Origin of the sequence: Herbihabitans rhizosphaerae, assembly GCF_004216555.1 — a bacterium.
In the GTDB taxonomy this organism is placed as follows: domain Bacteria; phylum Actinomycetota; class Actinomycetes; order Mycobacteriales; family Pseudonocardiaceae; genus Herbihabitans; species Herbihabitans rhizosphaerae.
Map to the genome: position 1 here is coordinate 336342 of NZ_SGWQ01000004.1, position 15645 is coordinate 351986.

The 15645-nt window shown below is 64.3% G+C and carries 18 protein-coding genes; all 18 read left to right on the plus strand.

Annotation, left to right across the window (positions count from 1 at the left end; all coding sequences use genetic code 11):
- The first annotated feature begins 7 nt into the window (after positions 1-7).
- The gene (locus tag EV193_RS15000; protein WP_130344711.1) at positions 8-1363 is read left to right on the plus strand and encodes a phage portal protein; all 1356 of its coding nucleotides are present in this window, start codon (positions 8-10) and stop codon (positions 1361-1363) included.
- Positions 1360-2106, plus strand: coding sequence for a VG15 protein (locus tag EV193_RS15005; protein ID WP_130344712.1), 747 nt, complete (start codon positions 1360-1362; stop codon positions 2104-2106). The genes EV193_RS15000 and EV193_RS15005 overlap by 4 nt, the downstream gene beginning before the upstream one ends.
- A gap of 55 nt (positions 2107-2161) precedes the next feature.
- Entirely contained in the window at positions 2162-2692 is a 531-nt protein-coding gene (locus EV193_RS15010; protein WP_130344713.1) for a hypothetical protein, read from the plus strand.
- A gap of 18 nt (positions 2693-2710) precedes the next feature.
- Entirely contained in the window at positions 2711-3655 is a 945-nt protein-coding gene (locus tag EV193_RS15015) for a phage major capsid protein (protein ID WP_130344714.1), read from the plus strand.
- Positions 3656-3718: 63 nt separating this feature from the next.
- Positions 3719-3892, plus strand: coding sequence for a DUF7302 family protein (locus tag EV193_RS34745; RefSeq protein ID WP_423202169.1), 174 nt, complete (start codon positions 3719-3721; stop codon positions 3890-3892).
- A complete protein-coding gene (locus EV193_RS15020) occupies positions 3870-4286 on the plus strand; it encodes a Gp19/Gp15/Gp42 family protein (RefSeq protein WP_130344715.1) in 417 nt (138 codons plus the stop codon). Before EV193_RS34745 ends, EV193_RS15020 begins: the two co-directional genes overlap by 23 nt.
- A gap of 345 nt (positions 4287-4631) precedes the next feature.
- Positions 4632-4925, plus strand: a complete 294-nt coding sequence (locus tag EV193_RS15030; RefSeq protein WP_130344717.1) for a DUF5403 family protein — start codon at positions 4632-4634, stop codon at positions 4923-4925.
- A 9-nt stretch (positions 4926-4934) separates the two neighbouring features.
- Positions 4935-5336: a hypothetical protein gene (locus EV193_RS15035; protein ID WP_130344718.1), complete on the plus strand. Its 402-nt coding sequence runs from the start codon at positions 4935-4937 to the stop codon at positions 5334-5336.
- 23 nt (positions 5337-5359) lie between these two features.
- The gene (locus tag EV193_RS15040) at positions 5360-5902 is read left to right on the plus strand and encodes a phage tail tube protein (protein WP_130344719.1); all 543 of its coding nucleotides are present in this window, start codon (positions 5360-5362) and stop codon (positions 5900-5902) included.
- A gap of 80 nt (positions 5903-5982) precedes the next feature.
- The gene (locus tag EV193_RS15045) at positions 5983-6300 is read left to right on the plus strand and encodes a phage tail assembly protein (RefSeq protein WP_130344720.1); all 318 of its coding nucleotides are present in this window, start codon (positions 5983-5985) and stop codon (positions 6298-6300) included.
- Positions 6301-6386: 86 nt separating this feature from the next.
- Positions 6387-6695: a hypothetical protein gene (locus EV193_RS15050; RefSeq protein WP_130344721.1), complete on the plus strand. Its 309-nt coding sequence runs from the start codon at positions 6387-6389 to the stop codon at positions 6693-6695.
- A gap of 3 nt (positions 6696-6698) precedes the next feature.
- Positions 6699-9776 carry a phage tail family protein gene (locus tag EV193_RS15055; RefSeq protein WP_130344722.1) on the plus strand — a complete coding sequence of 1026 codons (3078 nt, stop codon included), beginning with the start codon at positions 6699-6701 and terminating at the stop codon, positions 9774-9776.
- Positions 9777-9783: 7 nt separating this feature from the next.
- The gene (locus EV193_RS15060) at positions 9784-10659 is read left to right on the plus strand and encodes a hypothetical protein (RefSeq protein ID WP_130344723.1); all 876 of its coding nucleotides are present in this window, start codon (positions 9784-9786) and stop codon (positions 10657-10659) included.
- A gap of 15 nt (positions 10660-10674) precedes the next feature.
- Positions 10675-11826: a hypothetical protein gene (locus EV193_RS15065; RefSeq protein WP_130344724.1), complete on the plus strand. Its 1152-nt coding sequence runs from the start codon at positions 10675-10677 to the stop codon at positions 11824-11826.
- Positions 11823-12950 (plus strand): hypothetical protein, encoded by a 1128-nt coding sequence (locus tag EV193_RS15070; protein WP_130344725.1) that lies wholly within the window; start codon positions 11823-11825, stop codon positions 12948-12950. The genes EV193_RS15065 and EV193_RS15070 overlap by 4 nt, the downstream gene beginning before the upstream one ends.
- 57 nt (positions 12951-13007) lie before the next feature.
- Entirely contained in the window at positions 13008-13721 is a 714-nt protein-coding gene (locus tag EV193_RS15075; RefSeq protein ID WP_130344726.1) for a hypothetical protein, read from the plus strand.
- 343 nt (positions 13722-14064) lie between these two features.
- A complete protein-coding gene (locus EV193_RS15080; RefSeq protein WP_165401355.1) occupies positions 14065-14901 on the plus strand; it encodes a peptidoglycan recognition protein family protein in 837 nt (278 codons plus the stop codon).
- Positions 14902-14956: 55 nt separating this feature from the next.
- Positions 14957-15571: a deoxynucleotide monophosphate kinase family protein gene (locus EV193_RS15085; protein ID WP_130344728.1), complete on the plus strand. Its 615-nt coding sequence runs from the start codon at positions 14957-14959 to the stop codon at positions 15569-15571.
- The last annotated feature ends 74 nt before the right edge of the window (positions 15572-15645 follow it).

Below are 15645 nucleotides of genomic sequence, written 5' to 3' on the forward strand. Positions count from 1 at the left end.
ACGGGGCGTGACGGCACCGACTCAGGCACTCGTCACCGCGCTAGAGCGCGAGCACGCGCGGACCACGAAGGATTTCCGGCTCTATGAGAGCTATTACGACGGTGAGGAACGGCTAAACAGGCTCGGCCTAGCGGTACCTCCGGAAATGCGGCAACTCGTCGTGGCGATCAACTGGCCGCGTCTCGTGGTGCTCGCACTCGCGGAGCGTCTCGCGGTCGAGGGTTTCCGGTTGGCCGGCGAGTCCGAGACGGACAAACGTCTTTGGGACATATGGCAGGACAACGACCTAGACGAGGAGTCAGCCCTCGCGTTTATTGAGGCGCTCGTACAGGGCCGCGCCTACGCCGTTGTCGGGCAACACCCCGACGACCCGAGCCGTCCTCTCGTCACCTTCGAGTCTGCGAAGAACCTCTCCGTCTTGTACGACCCGGCGACCCGTGCTGTTCGCGCTGCGTTCCGCCCGCTGTTTGACAGCGAGGACGACCGAGGCGTCCCGGCTCGCGCGATGCTCTACCTGCCGGACTCGAATCAGCTCATCGAGCGGCGCCCTGGCGGGCAGTGGGCGACCATCGGTCTGTACGAGCACCGTCTTGGCGAGGTCCTGGTCACGCCGTTGGTGAACCGCGCGCGGCTGTCTAACCGAGACGGTCAGACCGAAATGCGCGACGTCGTGGGGCTCACCGACGCCGCGTGCCGCGCCATCATGAATCTTGGCGTGGCACAGGAGCTGATGGCCGTACCTCAGCGGTACGTTTTGGGCGCCTCCGAGTCAGATTTCAAGGACGCGGACGGCAACCCCATTCCGGCGTGGCAAGCGTACATCGGTCGTTACTTCGCCGTTGCGGACCCCGATTCTAAGGTCGGCCAGTTCACCGCCGCGAATTTGTCAAACTTCACTGGCGTGATCGAGCACTACGCGACGAACGTGTCGGCCGTGTCCTCCGTGCCGCCCTCGTATCTCGGATTCCAGACCGAGAACCCGCCGAGCGCGGACGCGATTCGTGCAGGAGAACAGCGCCTTATCACCCGTGTGGAAAGTATTCAGCGGAGTTTCAGCGGCGGCCTTGAGCGCGGGATGCGGCAAGCCGATCGCATTGCGGGCGGGCGTGGAGACGCAGCGCGCCTAGAAACTGTGTGGCGTGACCCGAGCACTCCGACGTATGCGGCGAAGGCGGATGCGGTCGCTAAGCTCGTGAGCGCTGGCATTCTCCCGGTCGAGGCGTCTTGGGAAGACCTCGGATACTCGCCGGAGCGGCGACGCAAGTTGACGGAGTTGCGCGACCGCGACCGCGACCAGGACCCGGCGGCCGTGTTCGCGCGCGCGTTGCCGGCGATCCCCGATGACGAGGAGCCGGCGGCGTGAACCCCGGCGCGCTCCGTCGAGCACTCGACGTGATCACGCGGAGCGCGGTTGCCGCAACGGTGGCTCTGCTCCGCCGCGTGGCTCGGCGCCGGCTGTCCGCGCGACAGTATGACGCGCTGGTGGACTCGCTCCTGCCGGCCGTGGTCCGCGCACGCCAGCAGGCCGCGCAGCTCGCGCGACAGATGTACGGCCGGGAGCGCCGCCGGCACGGTGTTGCCGGCTCTGCGCCCAACGTCGCCCCGCCGCATTACGAGCGCGCCGCGCTTGACGACGCTCTTCGCCGCACGGTGCGGCCGGCTCTCGTGTCGGCGGAGCCTGTGCTCGAGGAGCAACTCCGTGCGGCGGGTAGTGCAGTGGCGCGGCACGTCGAAATGGCTAGCCGTCAGCAAACTGTGTCCCTTGTCCGCGCGGACAAGCTCGCGCTCGGCTGGGTCCGACTCCTCACCGGACGCGAGGACTGCGCATTTTGCGTCCTGCTTGCGAGCCGGAAGGACCTGTACGGCTCTGCCGCGTCCGCACAATTCGATGCGGACGGAGAGAAGTACCACGACGGATGCGACTGCATTGTCTTCCCCGTGTTCAGCGAGGAAAGTCGCCCCGGAAAAACGCAGCAAAAGTACCTCTACAACGTGTACCGGAAGGCCGCCGAGGCGCACCCGGACACACACCCTCTTAACGCGCTCCGTCGCGTTTTGAACAGCGACAACCCGCCGGACCTCCGGCCGGGAACTGTCGCCGCATAAACCGGCCGCCCCTGGAGGGCGCCGAATTCCCCAGTAACCCCCGGAGGGTTAACCCATGTCTGATGCAGGCACCCCGAACGCTGAGACCCAGAACGGCACCGACGCCCCGGAGGCGCCGGCCGCGACGGAGACTGGCACCCCTGAGCAGAGCGCCGAAACGGTTCCACTGGACAAGCACAAGGCCGAGCTGTCGAAGAAGAATAGTGAGGCGCAGAACCTTCGGAAGCGCCTCACGGACGCGACCTCGACCGCCGAAGCGCTGACCGCTCGCGTCGCCGAGTTGGAGCAGGCGAACACTGCGTTTGTCGAGCTAAAGGAAAGCGCCGACACAACGGCCCGCGCCTTCGCGCAGTTTCAGGCTGCCGTGACCGGCGGCATTCCGGCGAACAAGGTCAACGAGTACTACGACCTCCTTCGCGGCGAAACGCCTGAGGAGTTGCTCGCGCACGCTCAGAAGGTCGCCACCGATATCGGGCGCACTGACGTGCAAATCCTCACGTCCGATCCGACTCAGGGAGCCGGCCCGCCTGCTCTCAATTCCAGCACGCTAACCGACGCGCTCTCGCGTGCGGTGAATGCTGGGTAACCCTTAACGGAGAAACACATGGCGATTACCGCCGCCACCAAGACTACGGACTTCGCCGGCTTCCTTACGCCGGACGAGTCCGCCCCGATTTTCGAGCGCGCCGCGCGGACTTCGGTCGTGCAGTCTCTCGTCCAGCGTATTCCGCTGGGTATCAACGGGCAGAATATTCCCTACGTCACCAGCAAGCCGACCGCCGGTTGGGTTTCCGAGGGTGGCCAGAAGCCGACTAGCAAGGGCGCCGTTGGCCTTAAGACCATCAAGCCCGAGAAACTCGCCGTTATCGCGGTGGTTTCGGCTGAGGTCGTGCGTGCCAACCCCGCGAAATTCATGTCGCTGCTCACTGGGCAGATTGCTGAGGCGTTCGCAATTGCGTTCGATTTGGCCGCAGTTTACGACAAGGGGCCGGACGGCACTGCCGGCGGCGGTCCGTTCGCGACCTATCTCAACCAGACCACCAAGGCCGTTGAGCTAGGCACCGCGACGCAGGCGCTTGGTGGCGTTCACGCCGACTTCAATAGCGCGCTAAAGCTTCTGGTCGATGACGGCAAGAAGCTGACCGGCTTCGCGCTGGACGACCGTATCGAGCCGATCGTGAATGGCGCCGTGGACACCACGGGTCGCCCGCTGTACGTCGAGGCTCCGCTAGAGGACACCGTTCCGGTTGCTCGCGGCGGCACGCTTCTACGTCGGCGCTCTTTCATGGGCGAGGGTGTTGGCGAGCCGACCCCGGCGGGCGCGGGCACTTACGCGCTTGGCTTTGCCGGCGACTGGTCACAGGCCGCGTGGGGTGCCGTCGGCGGCATTTCGTACGACGTTTCGACTCAGGCCACCGTGACGATTAACGGCGTGCTGACTTCGCTCTGGGAGCACAACCTAGTGGCCGTACGCGCAGAGGCCGAGTACGGCTTCCTCGTGAATGACGCCGCGTCGTTCGTTCGGCTGACTGAGACCAAGGTCAGCTAATTCACGGGTGGGGGCGCCTGCTTTTCGCGGGCGGCCCTGCCTGCCCCAACGGAGGAATACGAAATGAGACTCATCTCTCCGGCGGGAACGCGCGTAGAGGTTGGCGACGAATTCGGGCGCGAGCTGCTCGCGCGGGGCTATGTCTCCGCAGAGCCGGCCCCGGAGCCCGACCCGGTGCCGAAGCCCGCGCGCGGGCGCAGGAAGGCGGCCCCGAATGGCAACAGCAACACCGGATGATGTACAGGATCGGCTAGGCCGTGATCTGACCCCCGACGAGCAAGCCATCGTGACGGCCCGCCTGGCCGATATCGAGGCAGAGCTTCTCGCGCGAATCCCGAATCTGGTCACGCGCGCGAATGCGGAACCGGCCTACAAGGCACTCGTGGTCCGCGTCGAGTGTGACGCCGTTCTCCGCGTCGTGCGGAACCCCGGCGGCTATCGCCAGGAAACGGCCGGCGACTACTCGTATTCGGCCGACCCTCGCGCCGCGTCCGGATACCTGTTCGTCACTGACGACGAGTGGCGCCTGCTCGGTGTCGCGCGCGGCGCCTTCACGATCGCGCCCGTGGTCAACCCAGCGTACCCGGGACCGTTCCCCCTGCCGCCCGACGACTTGACCGGGTGGTCGTAGTGGCCCTCTTCGACTCCGGCGCGACGCTGGATATCTACCCGTCCGTTCGTACTGTCGACGCGGACGGAAACGAAGTGTGGCTCCCGTCCGAGACGCCGATAACCGTTCGCGGGCGCGTCCAGCCGATTAGCTCCGTCGAGCAGCTCTCGTTTTCTCAGCGGGCGGTCATTGGCCAGAGTGTGACCACCCTCTACCGCGTTATTGCGCGAAATGCACCGGGTGGCCCGTGGTCCCGCGTCGTGTACGGCGGGCGTGACTGGGAGGTTGTGGGGGAGCCGGAATGCCGGCGCTACTCCTCCGCGACATCGCACGTCACCGCGATCATCCGCGCTAAGGGCGTGCCCAGTGGCGCAGGTTGATCCCCGCTGCAATGAAATTGTCGCCGGACTTCCGGGCGTTAACCGCGCCGTTCGCGACGAAGCTCGCGCACGTGGAAAGCGCGCCCGCGCAACGCTGAACGTGCACCGGTTCCTAGGCAACGAGACGAATCACCGGATTCTCGTGCGCAAGGCGAATCGGTACGACTGGTTCGTAATCCTCGAAGGACCGGCGCCCATCCCCGTCGAATACGGCCACATTGCCGAAGACGGCACCCGCGTCGAAGGGCTCCGCATTCTGCGCGGCGCATTCGATATGTAAGGAGTCGCGGTGACCCTGGATCACACGGGGCTTGTTTTGGCCTGCCTCCGCGCGGCGCTCCCATCCGGGACAACGGTCGAATCGCAGATTTCGAATCAATTCGAGCGCGTCCCCTATGTGCACGTACGCACGGCTGGTGGAACCGGGGATATCGAGTACCTCGACCGCCCCATTGTGGAAATCGACTGCTACACGCAGGGCGCACCTTCGGCGGCCATCGCTCTCGGGCAGCAGGTCCGGCTCGTGCTCCACGCCGCGTGGCGCTCGCAAACCGTGTTTGCCGGCAAGGGCCACTTCGCGTACGTACGCGCGCTTTCCATTCCCCACGGTCTGCCACTCCCGGGGACTCCCGCCGGGTACCACATCTCTACTTCGACATACGAAATCGGTATGCGCCCGCCCCAGGGCTGAGCGTATCCGGGAGGAAATCCCAAATGGCATTGAACGACGATGCGGTACTCATTCCGGGTACCGGTCACATTTACCTTGCTCCCGTTAACACGGTCGAGCCTGTGGCCCCCACTGCGCCCACCACTCCGTGGGTGGAGGTTGGCCACACCTCTCTTGAAGAGGGCCTTTCCATCAGCCGCGAGGGTGGCGACCCCGAAGTAAAGGGCACGTGGCAGAGCACCGCTCTTCGCGAGCGGCGCGAGCCGACCGTTTGGTCGATTGGTTTCCAGGTCCACCAGGTGGACCGCGAAAATCTCGGGCTATTTTTCGGCGCCGGCACAGTTACCGCCGGTCGATTCGGCGTGTCCGCAAACCCCACTCCCACTGAGCACGCGCTTTACGTGCGAATGGTAGACGGCGCGAACGAGATCGGCCTTTGGATTCCGAAGGTCTCCCTCTTCGCGAACGACGACGTTGAGGTCGACCCGGAAAACTTCCTCTCGTTCCCGGTCCGCGCGACCGTTCTCTCTGTTACCGGCGAGGACCTGATGGCGTGGCTTTCTGACGAAATCGTCGTCGCCCCGTAATCAACTCCGGGGGCGGCTATTGCAGACCGGCCGTCCCCGGAGTTTCCCTTTGGTCTGCTGTTTCGAAAGGTCTGCGACCTATGTCTAACGTGTTTTCCCTAAGCGACATTCGCGCGGCGGCGGAAAAGAAGTTCGCCGATCAGCACGCCGAACTGGCGAACGGCGAGACAGTTACCCTGAAAAACCCGATTCGCCTTACCGTGGAGGAGCGCAAGGCGTTCGCCGCACTGTCTGATAACGACGGCGACAACGATCGCGACGTTTCGACGTTCGCCCTAGAGGCGTTTACTCTCCTTGCCGGCGCCCGCGCGGCGAAGGCGATACTCCGTGACTACAAGGTTGATGGCGCGCTCGTGCTCCTGGAGCGGTACACGGAGGCGACGTCAGCGGGGGAATAATCGCGCTCGACAATCTCATTGAGCGTGTCGGCGCCCCGGCGCTATACGCGGACCTCCGTCGAGAATACGGCGCGGACCTCACGGACATGTTCCGTGAGGATTCCACGCTCACCCCGACGTTGATTCTCTGGATGGTCGAGCACCTCTCGTCTAGCTCTGCATCCTCGGCGGTTCTCCGGGGCGGTTCCGAGCATCGCGATTGGCAAACCGGCGAGCATCTTACGGCCGTGCTGATCGACGCAATGAACATGAACACGTGGGCCGTACTGGCTAAGGGCAGCAAGCGGGCGCCGAAGAAGCCGGCATCAATTCCCCGTCCGGGGGTTGGTCGGCAGGCTCCGCGCACCTTGCGGGTGGCGGATATTGCAGCCGCCGCGCGCAAACAGAAGGACTAACACATGCCAGATTCCACGGGGAAGGTTGTCGCGCGGGCCGCTGTTCGAGTCCTGCCGGATACGAAGCAATTCGCACCCGCGCTGGACAAGTACTTGCGCAAAATCGAGGCACGAACCCGCCTGAACATTAAGACCGTTGCGGACACTACGGGCCTAGGCCGAGAAGTCAACACGGCTATTCGGGCAATCGAGCAGCGCTCGGCGGAAGTCAAGACCACAGCGAACACGATTCCGGCGTCCGCCGAAGTGGAGGCGTGGCGTAAGCGCGTCGAGCGCACCGAAGCGAAGATCCGAGTAGCCGTCGATAAGACCGCACTGGCGGCGCTGAACGGCATTGGCAAATCTGCGACGTTCTCCGTCAAGACGGTCGGGGTGGCGGCGGCCATTGCGTCTGTTGCGGGTCTGGTCGCCATTGCTGGACAGGCCGCCGTAGCGGTCGGTCAGATGTCCGGTGCGCTCGGGCTGATTCCGGCAATCGGCGCTGTTGTCGGGTCCGCGCTTGCCACACTCATCGTCGGGTTCGAGGGCTTCGGCGCTGCCCTTTCGAGCATGAGCGATCCCGCCGCCTTCGCGGAGGCGCTAAAGAATCTCGCTCCCTCCGCACGAGAAGCCGCTATCGCGTTCCGCGACCTAAAGCCCGCGTTTCATCAGCTCCGGCTAGATGTGCAACAGGAATTGTTCCGGGGCCTGGGTCAGGAGATTCGCGCGGTAGGCAAGGACTACGCCCCGATTCTCTCGCGCGGCCTACAAGGCATCGCGAAAGAGGCGAACCTCGGCGCTAAGGAGTTCTCCGCCTTTCTGAAACAGGCGCAGACTAAAGCCGACTTCGGGGTGTTGTTCGAGAACGCGAAGCAATCTGTTCGCGAACTAGCACTAGCGATTCGCCCACTGTTCGAGGCGTTCCGCGACATCGGCACCGTAGGGTCGGAATTCCTTCCCGGCTTGTCCTCCGGTCTTCGTGAGGGGGCTGAGCGGTTCCGCGACTTCATCGCGGAGGCGCGAAAGACGGGGAAGCTCCGGGAGTGGATCAGTAACGGCCTCTCCGCAATCGGGGACTTCTTTCAGGTTCTCAAGAACCTTGGGTCGATCATCGGTAGCTTGTTTAAGGCCGCGAACGTCGAGGGCGTAAGCCTGCTCTCCGTGTTGAAGAACGGCACGAAAGCGGTCGCTGACTTCTTGAAGTCCGCCGATGGTGTGCGGATGCTCCGCCAAGTATTTGGCGGACTCGGTGACATTCTTGAGGGAATGACCCCGCTCTTTATGGAGCTGGGACGTGTCTTCAAGGACGTAATTGCGCCGTTGATTCAGCGACTTGGGCCGCAAATCGGAGACGTGTTCGCCTCGCTCGCGCCCGCCGTGGAGCCGTTCGCGAAGATTATTGAGGCGCTGGCGCCCGTGCTTGTGACCGTCGCCGATGTTGTGGCGCGAGTACTCGTAAAGGCGCTCCAGGCGCTACAGCCCGCCATTGAAAAGGCGGCGCCCGCGTTCGAGCGCCTTGCCCGCGCGATCGGTGACGCGCTGATCAAGATCATTGAAAAGGTGGACTGGCAGAAGCTAGCGGACGGGTTCGTTCGCCTGGTCGACGCGGCGCTGCCCATGATCGAACTCTTTGCGAACCTAGCAAGTCATGTCATCCCGCTTCTCGTGAGTGCACTATCGGGAATCGGCCCGGGGCTGGTCATAGCGGGTGCCGCCGTGCTGGCCTTCCGTAAGCTTCTCTCTCCGTTGGCCACGTTGATTACCGGCTCCGTCACGTCCGCGCTGGTCGGGCTTCCCAGGACCGTCGACTCATCCATGGGCAAGGTGGAAAAGACAGCGGCGGCCCGTATGAAGGGCTTGGGAAAAGTCCTGATAGGCGGGCTGGCCGCCGCATCGCTCGACTGGGACTACCAGTGGGACCAGAACAAAAACGCGGTCGAGAACTTCGGCTCGTTCGTGTCGAACAGCGTTGAAAACCTCTGGTACGGCATTACTGGCATCTTCGGCAACGAACGTCCGACATATCAGCTCATTGAAGCGACGGACAGAATGCACGCGGCGGCTACTAAGGGAGCCGCCAACATCATGGGGGCATTCGTGCCCGTCCCGTTGGGAATAGCCGGTGCGTTCGCCGCAGCCGAACCCGTTCTACAGGGCGCTGGTGCGGACGCGGCTCGGAATGTTGGCGCTGGAATCCTAGCGGGGACACCTTCCGTCGTCGCTGAGGCAGGCAAGCTCCCGGCGGGGATTACCGGGTCGCTCACGGCGGCCTCGTCGCTGTTCGGCGCTGCCGGCGTTGGCGTGGTCGCGAGCGTCGGCGCGGGAATCCTCGCTAACTCAGGCGCCGTGACCGGTGCGACCGACAGCGTTAAGGACAGCTCTCTCGATATCTGGGCTAGCTCGAACCCTGACCACTTTAGTAGCGGATGGGAAAACGTCGGTCAAGTCGGGATCGGTATTATCGGCAATTCCTCGTCCGTGTTCGGTGCGACTGACTCCGTGACAAGGGGCACCGTTGGCCGTTGGCTCGACACCCGTCCGGCAATGAACAACGCCGGCCGGAGTGTGGTCGGTGAAGTCGGCGCCGGAATATTGAGCAGCGCGCATGAGCCGTGGTCGTCCACCGACAGCGTTGGGCGCGGAATCCTGAGCAGGATCACCGACATTCGCGACGACATGGAGCGCGCGGGGTCGTCGGTGATCGCGGGCGTTACCGCCGGTATCCAGAGTGGGGCGGGCGGTGCCTTCGGGGCCGCCGGTCAGGTGGCAACCGGGATTATTGCCAAGTTTAAGGGCTTGATGGGTATTAAGTCACCGTCGAAGGTGTTCCGCAAGCTAGGCGTTTGGACGATGCAAGGCTACACACAAGGCATCGAGCATGAATCTCCGCGCGTCCTTTCCGCGCTGTCCACTGTCGCAGACGACGCCACTTCGCATTTCCGCCAGGTCTCCGCAGCATTCGACACGGACGACGGCATGGCGACGTCGGGCGGTATCGCACTGACTCAGAACATTTATCCGCAGCCTGAGCAGTCGGAAATCTCGATCGCAGTGCAGGCGTCTAGGCAACTCGGGCGAAAGCTCCGCACAATGATGGGGTGATTTTTCGGTGTCTCTACCTCTCCGCGTGCGATGGTTTCTAGACGGTCTCGAATTCAACGGCGCTCCCGATTCCATGGGGCGCGAGTGGGTCATCGAAGTTGAAGAGGGGTGGTCGGGGAGCGCTCCGCCGCGTACGGCGCGAGCGCCCCGGCTGTCCCGACCCGGCGACCACCGCAGTCCCAATTACAAGGGCGGGCGCATCGTCACGCTCTCCGGCTGGGTGTACTGCCCAACCTGGGAGGCGCGACGCGACGCAGAGCACACGCTGTCCGCGCTGTGCGGGGACCCGCACAGGCTCTATGAGCTGCGTTGCACAGAAGAGCTGGGCGACCTCTACACGCTCGTGGAATTGGACGCGGCGACCGAAGTCGAAATCCGCCCCGGCGGGCACTGGCTCGACTTTGACATCCAGCTCGCCGCGCCGGACCCGCGCCGCTGGTCGGTACAGACCCGATCGGCATCCGCTCGTCTGTTCGCGGACGGTGCCGGCGGAGTGGTCTACACCCCAGGCGTGGACTTCGTTCCTGGCGTGGAGTATGGCGCCATTGGGTCGACCGGCCGAATGGTGCTACGAAACGACGGCTACGCCGAGTCGGACATCCGATTCACTCTGACCGGCTCCACCCTCGTCAACCCTGCAATTCGGAACTCCAGTACGAGCGATCTCCTGTGGTACCGGGGCGACCCTATCCTTCCGGGGCAGGTCCTCACGCTCGACTCCGCGACGACCGACGTTCGTCTCAACGGCGCCAACAAGCGCGCCCTACTCTCTCGCGCTCAGTGGTTCCGCATTCCGCCGCGCTCCGAGATTGAGCTTCGCTTTTCTGCTGACCAACCGGACCCCACCGCGCTTCTCGTGGCTGAGTGGTCCGACGCGTATTAATCGGAGGTCCTTCACGTGGCCACATCAGCACCAATGACGGACGCTATTCCGCTAATGGAATCGGACGGAGTCACGGGCCGCAACTCCGCGCGAGACTACCGGGTCGGGCTTATCGGCGCCTTGCTCGCGCACTCGGCGACCGGCGCCATCCGCGATGGTGTGATCCCGTCCGAGTGGGACCTTCCGAATAGATTCCGCGACTTCAAGGTAATCCCAAACAACCCGACCACGCCCGACAACAAGGTGCGCGTGGTCGATGGCCGCGCCATCATTTCGCGCGCCGGCCAGGGACCGTACCTCGCGTTCTCGGACGTGTTTACTACGCTCGACACCGAGCCGGCAGAGCTGGTCAACCCGCGCATCGACTCCGTTATTGCGCAGATTTACGACCACGCTGCCGGCGATTCCACGTCCGGCCCACATGGTCCGCAGCTCCGCGTCATCAAAGGAGCCCCGCACGCGACTACTCCGGTTCCTCCGACCCTCCCGGGCGGTTCGATCCGGCTCACGAACATCGCGCGCGCGGCCGGCGTTGACACGGTTAGCGCGGCCTCGATCACCGACACACGGAAAGCGGCGCACGTACACGGCACCCCGCGCTTCCTGCTTCCGGGCGACGCGCTCACGGACCCCGGGTACATCGACGGTGAGGAGCGCGTTCGGACGCTGCCTCACGTGCCGCCCGGAATTGACCCCCCGACGCTTGTTGACCGGTGGTCCGGAGTCGACAACAAATGGCACGGCACGCAAACCCTGTGTTGGACTGGCACTCAAACTCCCGGCACCGCGCAGAATGGGCAGACAATTGTCCTGTCCACCTTCATCATCCCGGCGCTAGGTTACCCATACCGTATCGAAACGTCGTGCTCTACGAGCTGGGCTATCGACGTCGCGAACCAGGCAAACCAGCTCTGTGGCATCTCGACCAACTACGACTCAACTGACCGCGCCACAAACATTATCTCTGAGGGATTCGAGCTTTCTCAGTCGATCGCGGCCGGCTTCACTCAGGCGACAGTGGACTGCTCGGCGAATGCTTCGCCCGTGCTTGACGGAACGACTTCGCACACCGCACGGTGCTTCTTCCGCAATCTGTCTTCCGCCTTCTGGATGCCTGTTCAGGGTGGCAATGCCTGGAGCTTCCGAATCCGCGCGGTCCCCGCGTGAGCGGCGAGCTATCCCTTCTCGTCTACGACACCCGCACGGGTCGAGTAGTCGATGAATGGGAAATGGCGAGCCAACCTAGATGGAGCCGGCGCCTGAGTGCGCCGGCTTCGTTGTCAGTGGACGTACATGTGCCGGACCTCGAACACAAAGACGACATGTGGGCGCTACTCGACATGTGGCGCTTCTCCCTCGCGCTCGTAGAAGACAGAACTGCGCTCGTCGCGGGGCCAATGATCTCCGCCGATTTCCGGGACCGCGAGGGCGCCCCGGTGCTGGCGATCGAGTGCGGCGACCCGTGGTCGATTCTCATGCGCCGGCTGTGCATGGCGCCGACCGCGACGAACCCGCGCGAGGCGGCGAGCAATGTGCAGCTTGGGCCGAACAGCCTTGCGGGCCTCGCGGCGGAACTAGTCGAGGCGGCACTTGACCGGCCCGCCGGGGACCTGCCGTTGATCATCCCTACGGGATTGCCGGCCGGCAGTCACGGCCGCGTGTATAACGCGTTTGATCTCGCCTTTTTCGGCGAGCGCCTAACAGAACTGTCCCAAGTATCGGACGGGCCGGAGCTCGACTTTCATCCGTTGCTTCAAGATGAGGGCGCGACCATCCGGCATGAGGTACGTATTGGCGCACCTGCTCTATTTCAGGCGGGCGAGCCTCATGTGTACGACTACGGCACGACCCTATCGTCTCTCGATGTCGACTTCGACGGCTCGCGCAACGCGCATTCCTGGTGGGTACGCGGCGATGGAATGAGCGTCGAGCTTCTCTACGGCTACGCCAGCTCAGACACCTATACGAACGCCGGTTGGCCGCGTCTGGAATCCGTCGACTCATCGCATACATCAACGCGCGAACAAGAATTGCTCGACGGATATGCGACCGCGAACCGAGACACCTACGGCGATTCGATCTACACCTACGGCGCCACCGTTCGGTGGGACGGAACCGATCCGAGCGGCCGACAAACCGGCGCGCCACACATCGCGAATGTGCGGCTAGGTGATCACGTCATGGCGAGCGTGCAGGACCACCCCCTTCTCCCGGACGTCGATCTGGTCTTTCGCGTCCTGGGAATTCAGGCAACCGGCCAGTCCGACCCAACTTTGGAATTGCTGAACTGAGGGAATCGCGTGGCGCAAGTAACACCGCAGCCAAACTCGGCTATTGAACACCGATTGATGAAGCTAGAGCAGCAGCTTCGCGAGATGCAGCGAAAGACCCTGTACTCCGCCGCAATTGAGGACGGTGGCCTTACGGTGACCGGCTCCGGCGGCATCACGGTTGAGGACCAAGAGGGACAGAAAATCTTCTTTACCGGCTCCGATCCCTCCTTGCCGCTACGCCCGGACGGAAGTCAGCAGTCCACTGTGGTTGTTCGCGACGACGCCGGACAGACTCGACTTCGATTGTGGGACCCGGACCCTCTCGCGGCGAACGGGTACACCCAGGCAATGTGGCAATACGACCACGCGGGCCGTCCTGTCTTTACGACCGACGTCGCGGGCGGCTTGGCCGAGCCGTGGTTGAACGTCCCGCTCTACTGCATGTACGCGATGGCGCCGGGGAGATACCCGTATACCTACCTCCCGATTGCTGATCTTGTCGGGAACATATGGGAGGGCCGCGTTTCGTATGTCTCGCACCCCGTGATCCAAGTTGATGGGACCTGGGGTCAGGCGACCGGCGTTAACGCGACGGATTACTTCTTGGACATCGGCCCGTCCACGTTCTCGTGGACCGCCGGACTCCTGGAGACCACCAATAAACGCTTCGACGTGTCGCACCTTCTCGGAGATCGCAACGTACCGATTGCGCTCCGTGCGACGCCGCACGCCGGCAGTACCGGCGCCGTGGCTTTTCAGGTGCTCGGCTGCTGCCTCCGGCAGACGTAAGGCTCGATATGACCTTGACAGAATTCCTGGCGTCCGGCGCCGCTATAGCCGCCGTGACGCAGGGACCCCAATACATTCTCGCTTGGCGGAAACGTCGCGCGGAAAAGGCCGAGCCGACCCCCGGAAACGGGGAAGTGCTCGCGGCCGTGCACTCCGTAGGTGCCCGCGTGGACAAGTTGGATTCCCGCGTTGACGACCTTGCCCGCGCCGTACGCGCCGCGCAGCAAACCAACGCAATTCACGAAGACCGCTGGGCGGCTATCCGACCTATTCGGAGGTCTGCTCCCTAATGGCATATAGAAACACGTGGCTAGCCGATGTGCTACGCCGCGCGGGTCTCCGCGTGCGCGAAGTCCCTGGCTGGCAGTCGCGTGGGCACGGGGAGCTGGGCGACCTCCGCGCCGTCCTGCTCCACCACACCGCCGGCCCCGCGTCCGGCAACTACCCGTCCGAGGGCACCGTGGTCAACGGCCGCCCCGGGCTCGACGGCCCGCTCGCTCAACTGGGCCTCGCGCGCGACGGCACCTGGGTAATCGTCGCGGCGGGGCAGGCGTGGCACGCCGGCAACGGCGCGCACCCCGGCATCCCGACGAACGCCGGCAACCGGCACATGCTCGGCGTCGAGGCGGAGTCGACCGGACGCGGCGACTGGACCCCGGCGCAGCTCGACGCCTACCCGCGCGGAGTGGCCGCGATCCTGCGACATCTACGACTCGGCGCCGACCGTGCCATCGCGCACAAGGAATGGGCGGCCCCGCGCGGTCGAAAAATCGACCCCGCCGGCTGGCCTGGCGACATGGCTGGCTTCCGCGCTGCCGTCGCGCATCACCTTCGCGGCGCCGCTCCGGCGCCGACCCCCGCCCCCATCTCCGACCCCTACGAGGAGTGCACCATGCCCGTTCCCGCCGGCACCGACGACCATGTGGTAGTGCCCGCCGCTGGGCGTCCGCCCTTCCTGTACGTGTTCGCCGCGTACGGCCGGAGTGTTCAAGCGCGTCTCGAGTTCGTCGGCCCGACGCCGAGCGCGGTCGCGGACCCGAACGCGAAGAGGTTTACCGGCCCGGGGCAGACGATCACGTTTCACGCCGACCGGCCCGGTCCGGTACGCATCCCTGACGGCACTGTCGGCGTGGTGATTCGTTACACGGCCGACCACTCCTTTACCGCGTTCGTGGGCTGATGGTCGCCATCATGCTAGGGTGATAGCGACTCGCGGTCTAAACTAGGGAGCTGACATGCATGGAGTAGGGATCATCGGCCGCGCCCGTGCCGGCAAGGACACGCTCGCGAGCGTCCTCATTGAGGAGCGCGGCTTCACCCGCGTCGGGTTCGCGGACTCGATGAAAGCCTTGGCGCTCAAGGCGGACCCCATGATTGAGGGACCGTTGCCGGACTGGGGCTACCCCGCTGAGGGGCTAGTCGATCTCGTGCGGCAGAAGGGCTGGGAGCGTGCGAAGGATGACCACGCCGAGACGCGCCGCTTCCTCCAGCGCCTCGGCACGGGCGCGCGGGACGTGCTCGGGGAGGACGTGTGGCTTCGCGCGTGGGAGCGCAAGGCGCATCAGTTCCCGCGCGTGGTTGTCCCAGATGTCCGGTTTGAGAACGAAGCGGATTTGTTGCGCGCGAAGGGGTACACCCTCGTTCGCGTCGTGCGCCCGGGTCTGTCCACTTCGGACACTCACGTGTCGGAGACGGAGCAGGAGAGCATCCGCGCGGACGTCACGATCTCCAACGACAGCACGTACGCGGCATACCTCCGGCGCGCACACAACTTCATGGAGGCTCTCGACCGATGCTGCGCTTCCCCGATCGGCGTTGCGGTGCTGCGAAAAGTCACCCCTGCGGGGTAGTAACACCGCGAGCGACTCGCGGTGTGCGGTACGGTGTTGGCCACGGGTCACTAGGTACCAGAAGGAGGGGTCTG

What these genes read in the sequence shown, in the direction of transcription:
- EV193_RS15010 (WP_130344713.1), top strand. Translation starts at nt 2,162, where the DNA reads ATGTCTGATGCAGGCACCCCGAACGCTGAGACCCAGAACGGCACCGAC.
- EV193_RS15015 (WP_130344714.1), top strand. Translation starts at nt 2,711, where the DNA reads ATGGCGATTACCGCCGCCACCAAGACTACGGACTTCGCCGGCTTCCTT.
- EV193_RS34745 (WP_423202169.1), top strand. Translation starts at nt 3,719, where the DNA reads ATGAGACTCATCTCTCCGGCGGGAACGCGCGTAGAGGTTGGCGACGAA.
- EV193_RS15020 (WP_130344715.1), top strand. Translation starts at nt 3,870, where the DNA reads ATGGCAACAGCAACACCGGATGATGTACAGGATCGGCTAGGCCGTGAT.
- EV193_RS15040 (WP_130344719.1), top strand. Translation starts at nt 5,360, where the DNA reads ATGGCATTGAACGACGATGCGGTACTCATTCCGGGTACCGGTCACATT.
- EV193_RS15045 (WP_130344720.1), top strand. Translation starts at nt 5,983, where the DNA reads ATGTCTAACGTGTTTTCCCTAAGCGACATTCGCGCGGCGGCGGAAAAG.
- EV193_RS15050 (WP_130344721.1), top strand. Translation starts at nt 6,387, where the DNA reads ATGTTCCGTGAGGATTCCACGCTCACCCCGACGTTGATTCTCTGGATG.
- EV193_RS15055 (WP_130344722.1), top strand. Translation starts at nt 6,699, where the DNA reads ATGCCAGATTCCACGGGGAAGGTTGTCGCGCGGGCCGCTGTTCGAGTC.
- EV193_RS15075 (WP_130344726.1), top strand. Translation starts at nt 13,008, where the DNA reads ATGAAGCTAGAGCAGCAGCTTCGCGAGATGCAGCGAAAGACCCTGTAC.
- EV193_RS15085 (WP_130344728.1), top strand. Translation starts at nt 14,957, where the DNA reads ATGCATGGAGTAGGGATCATCGGCCGCGCCCGTGCCGGCAAGGACACG.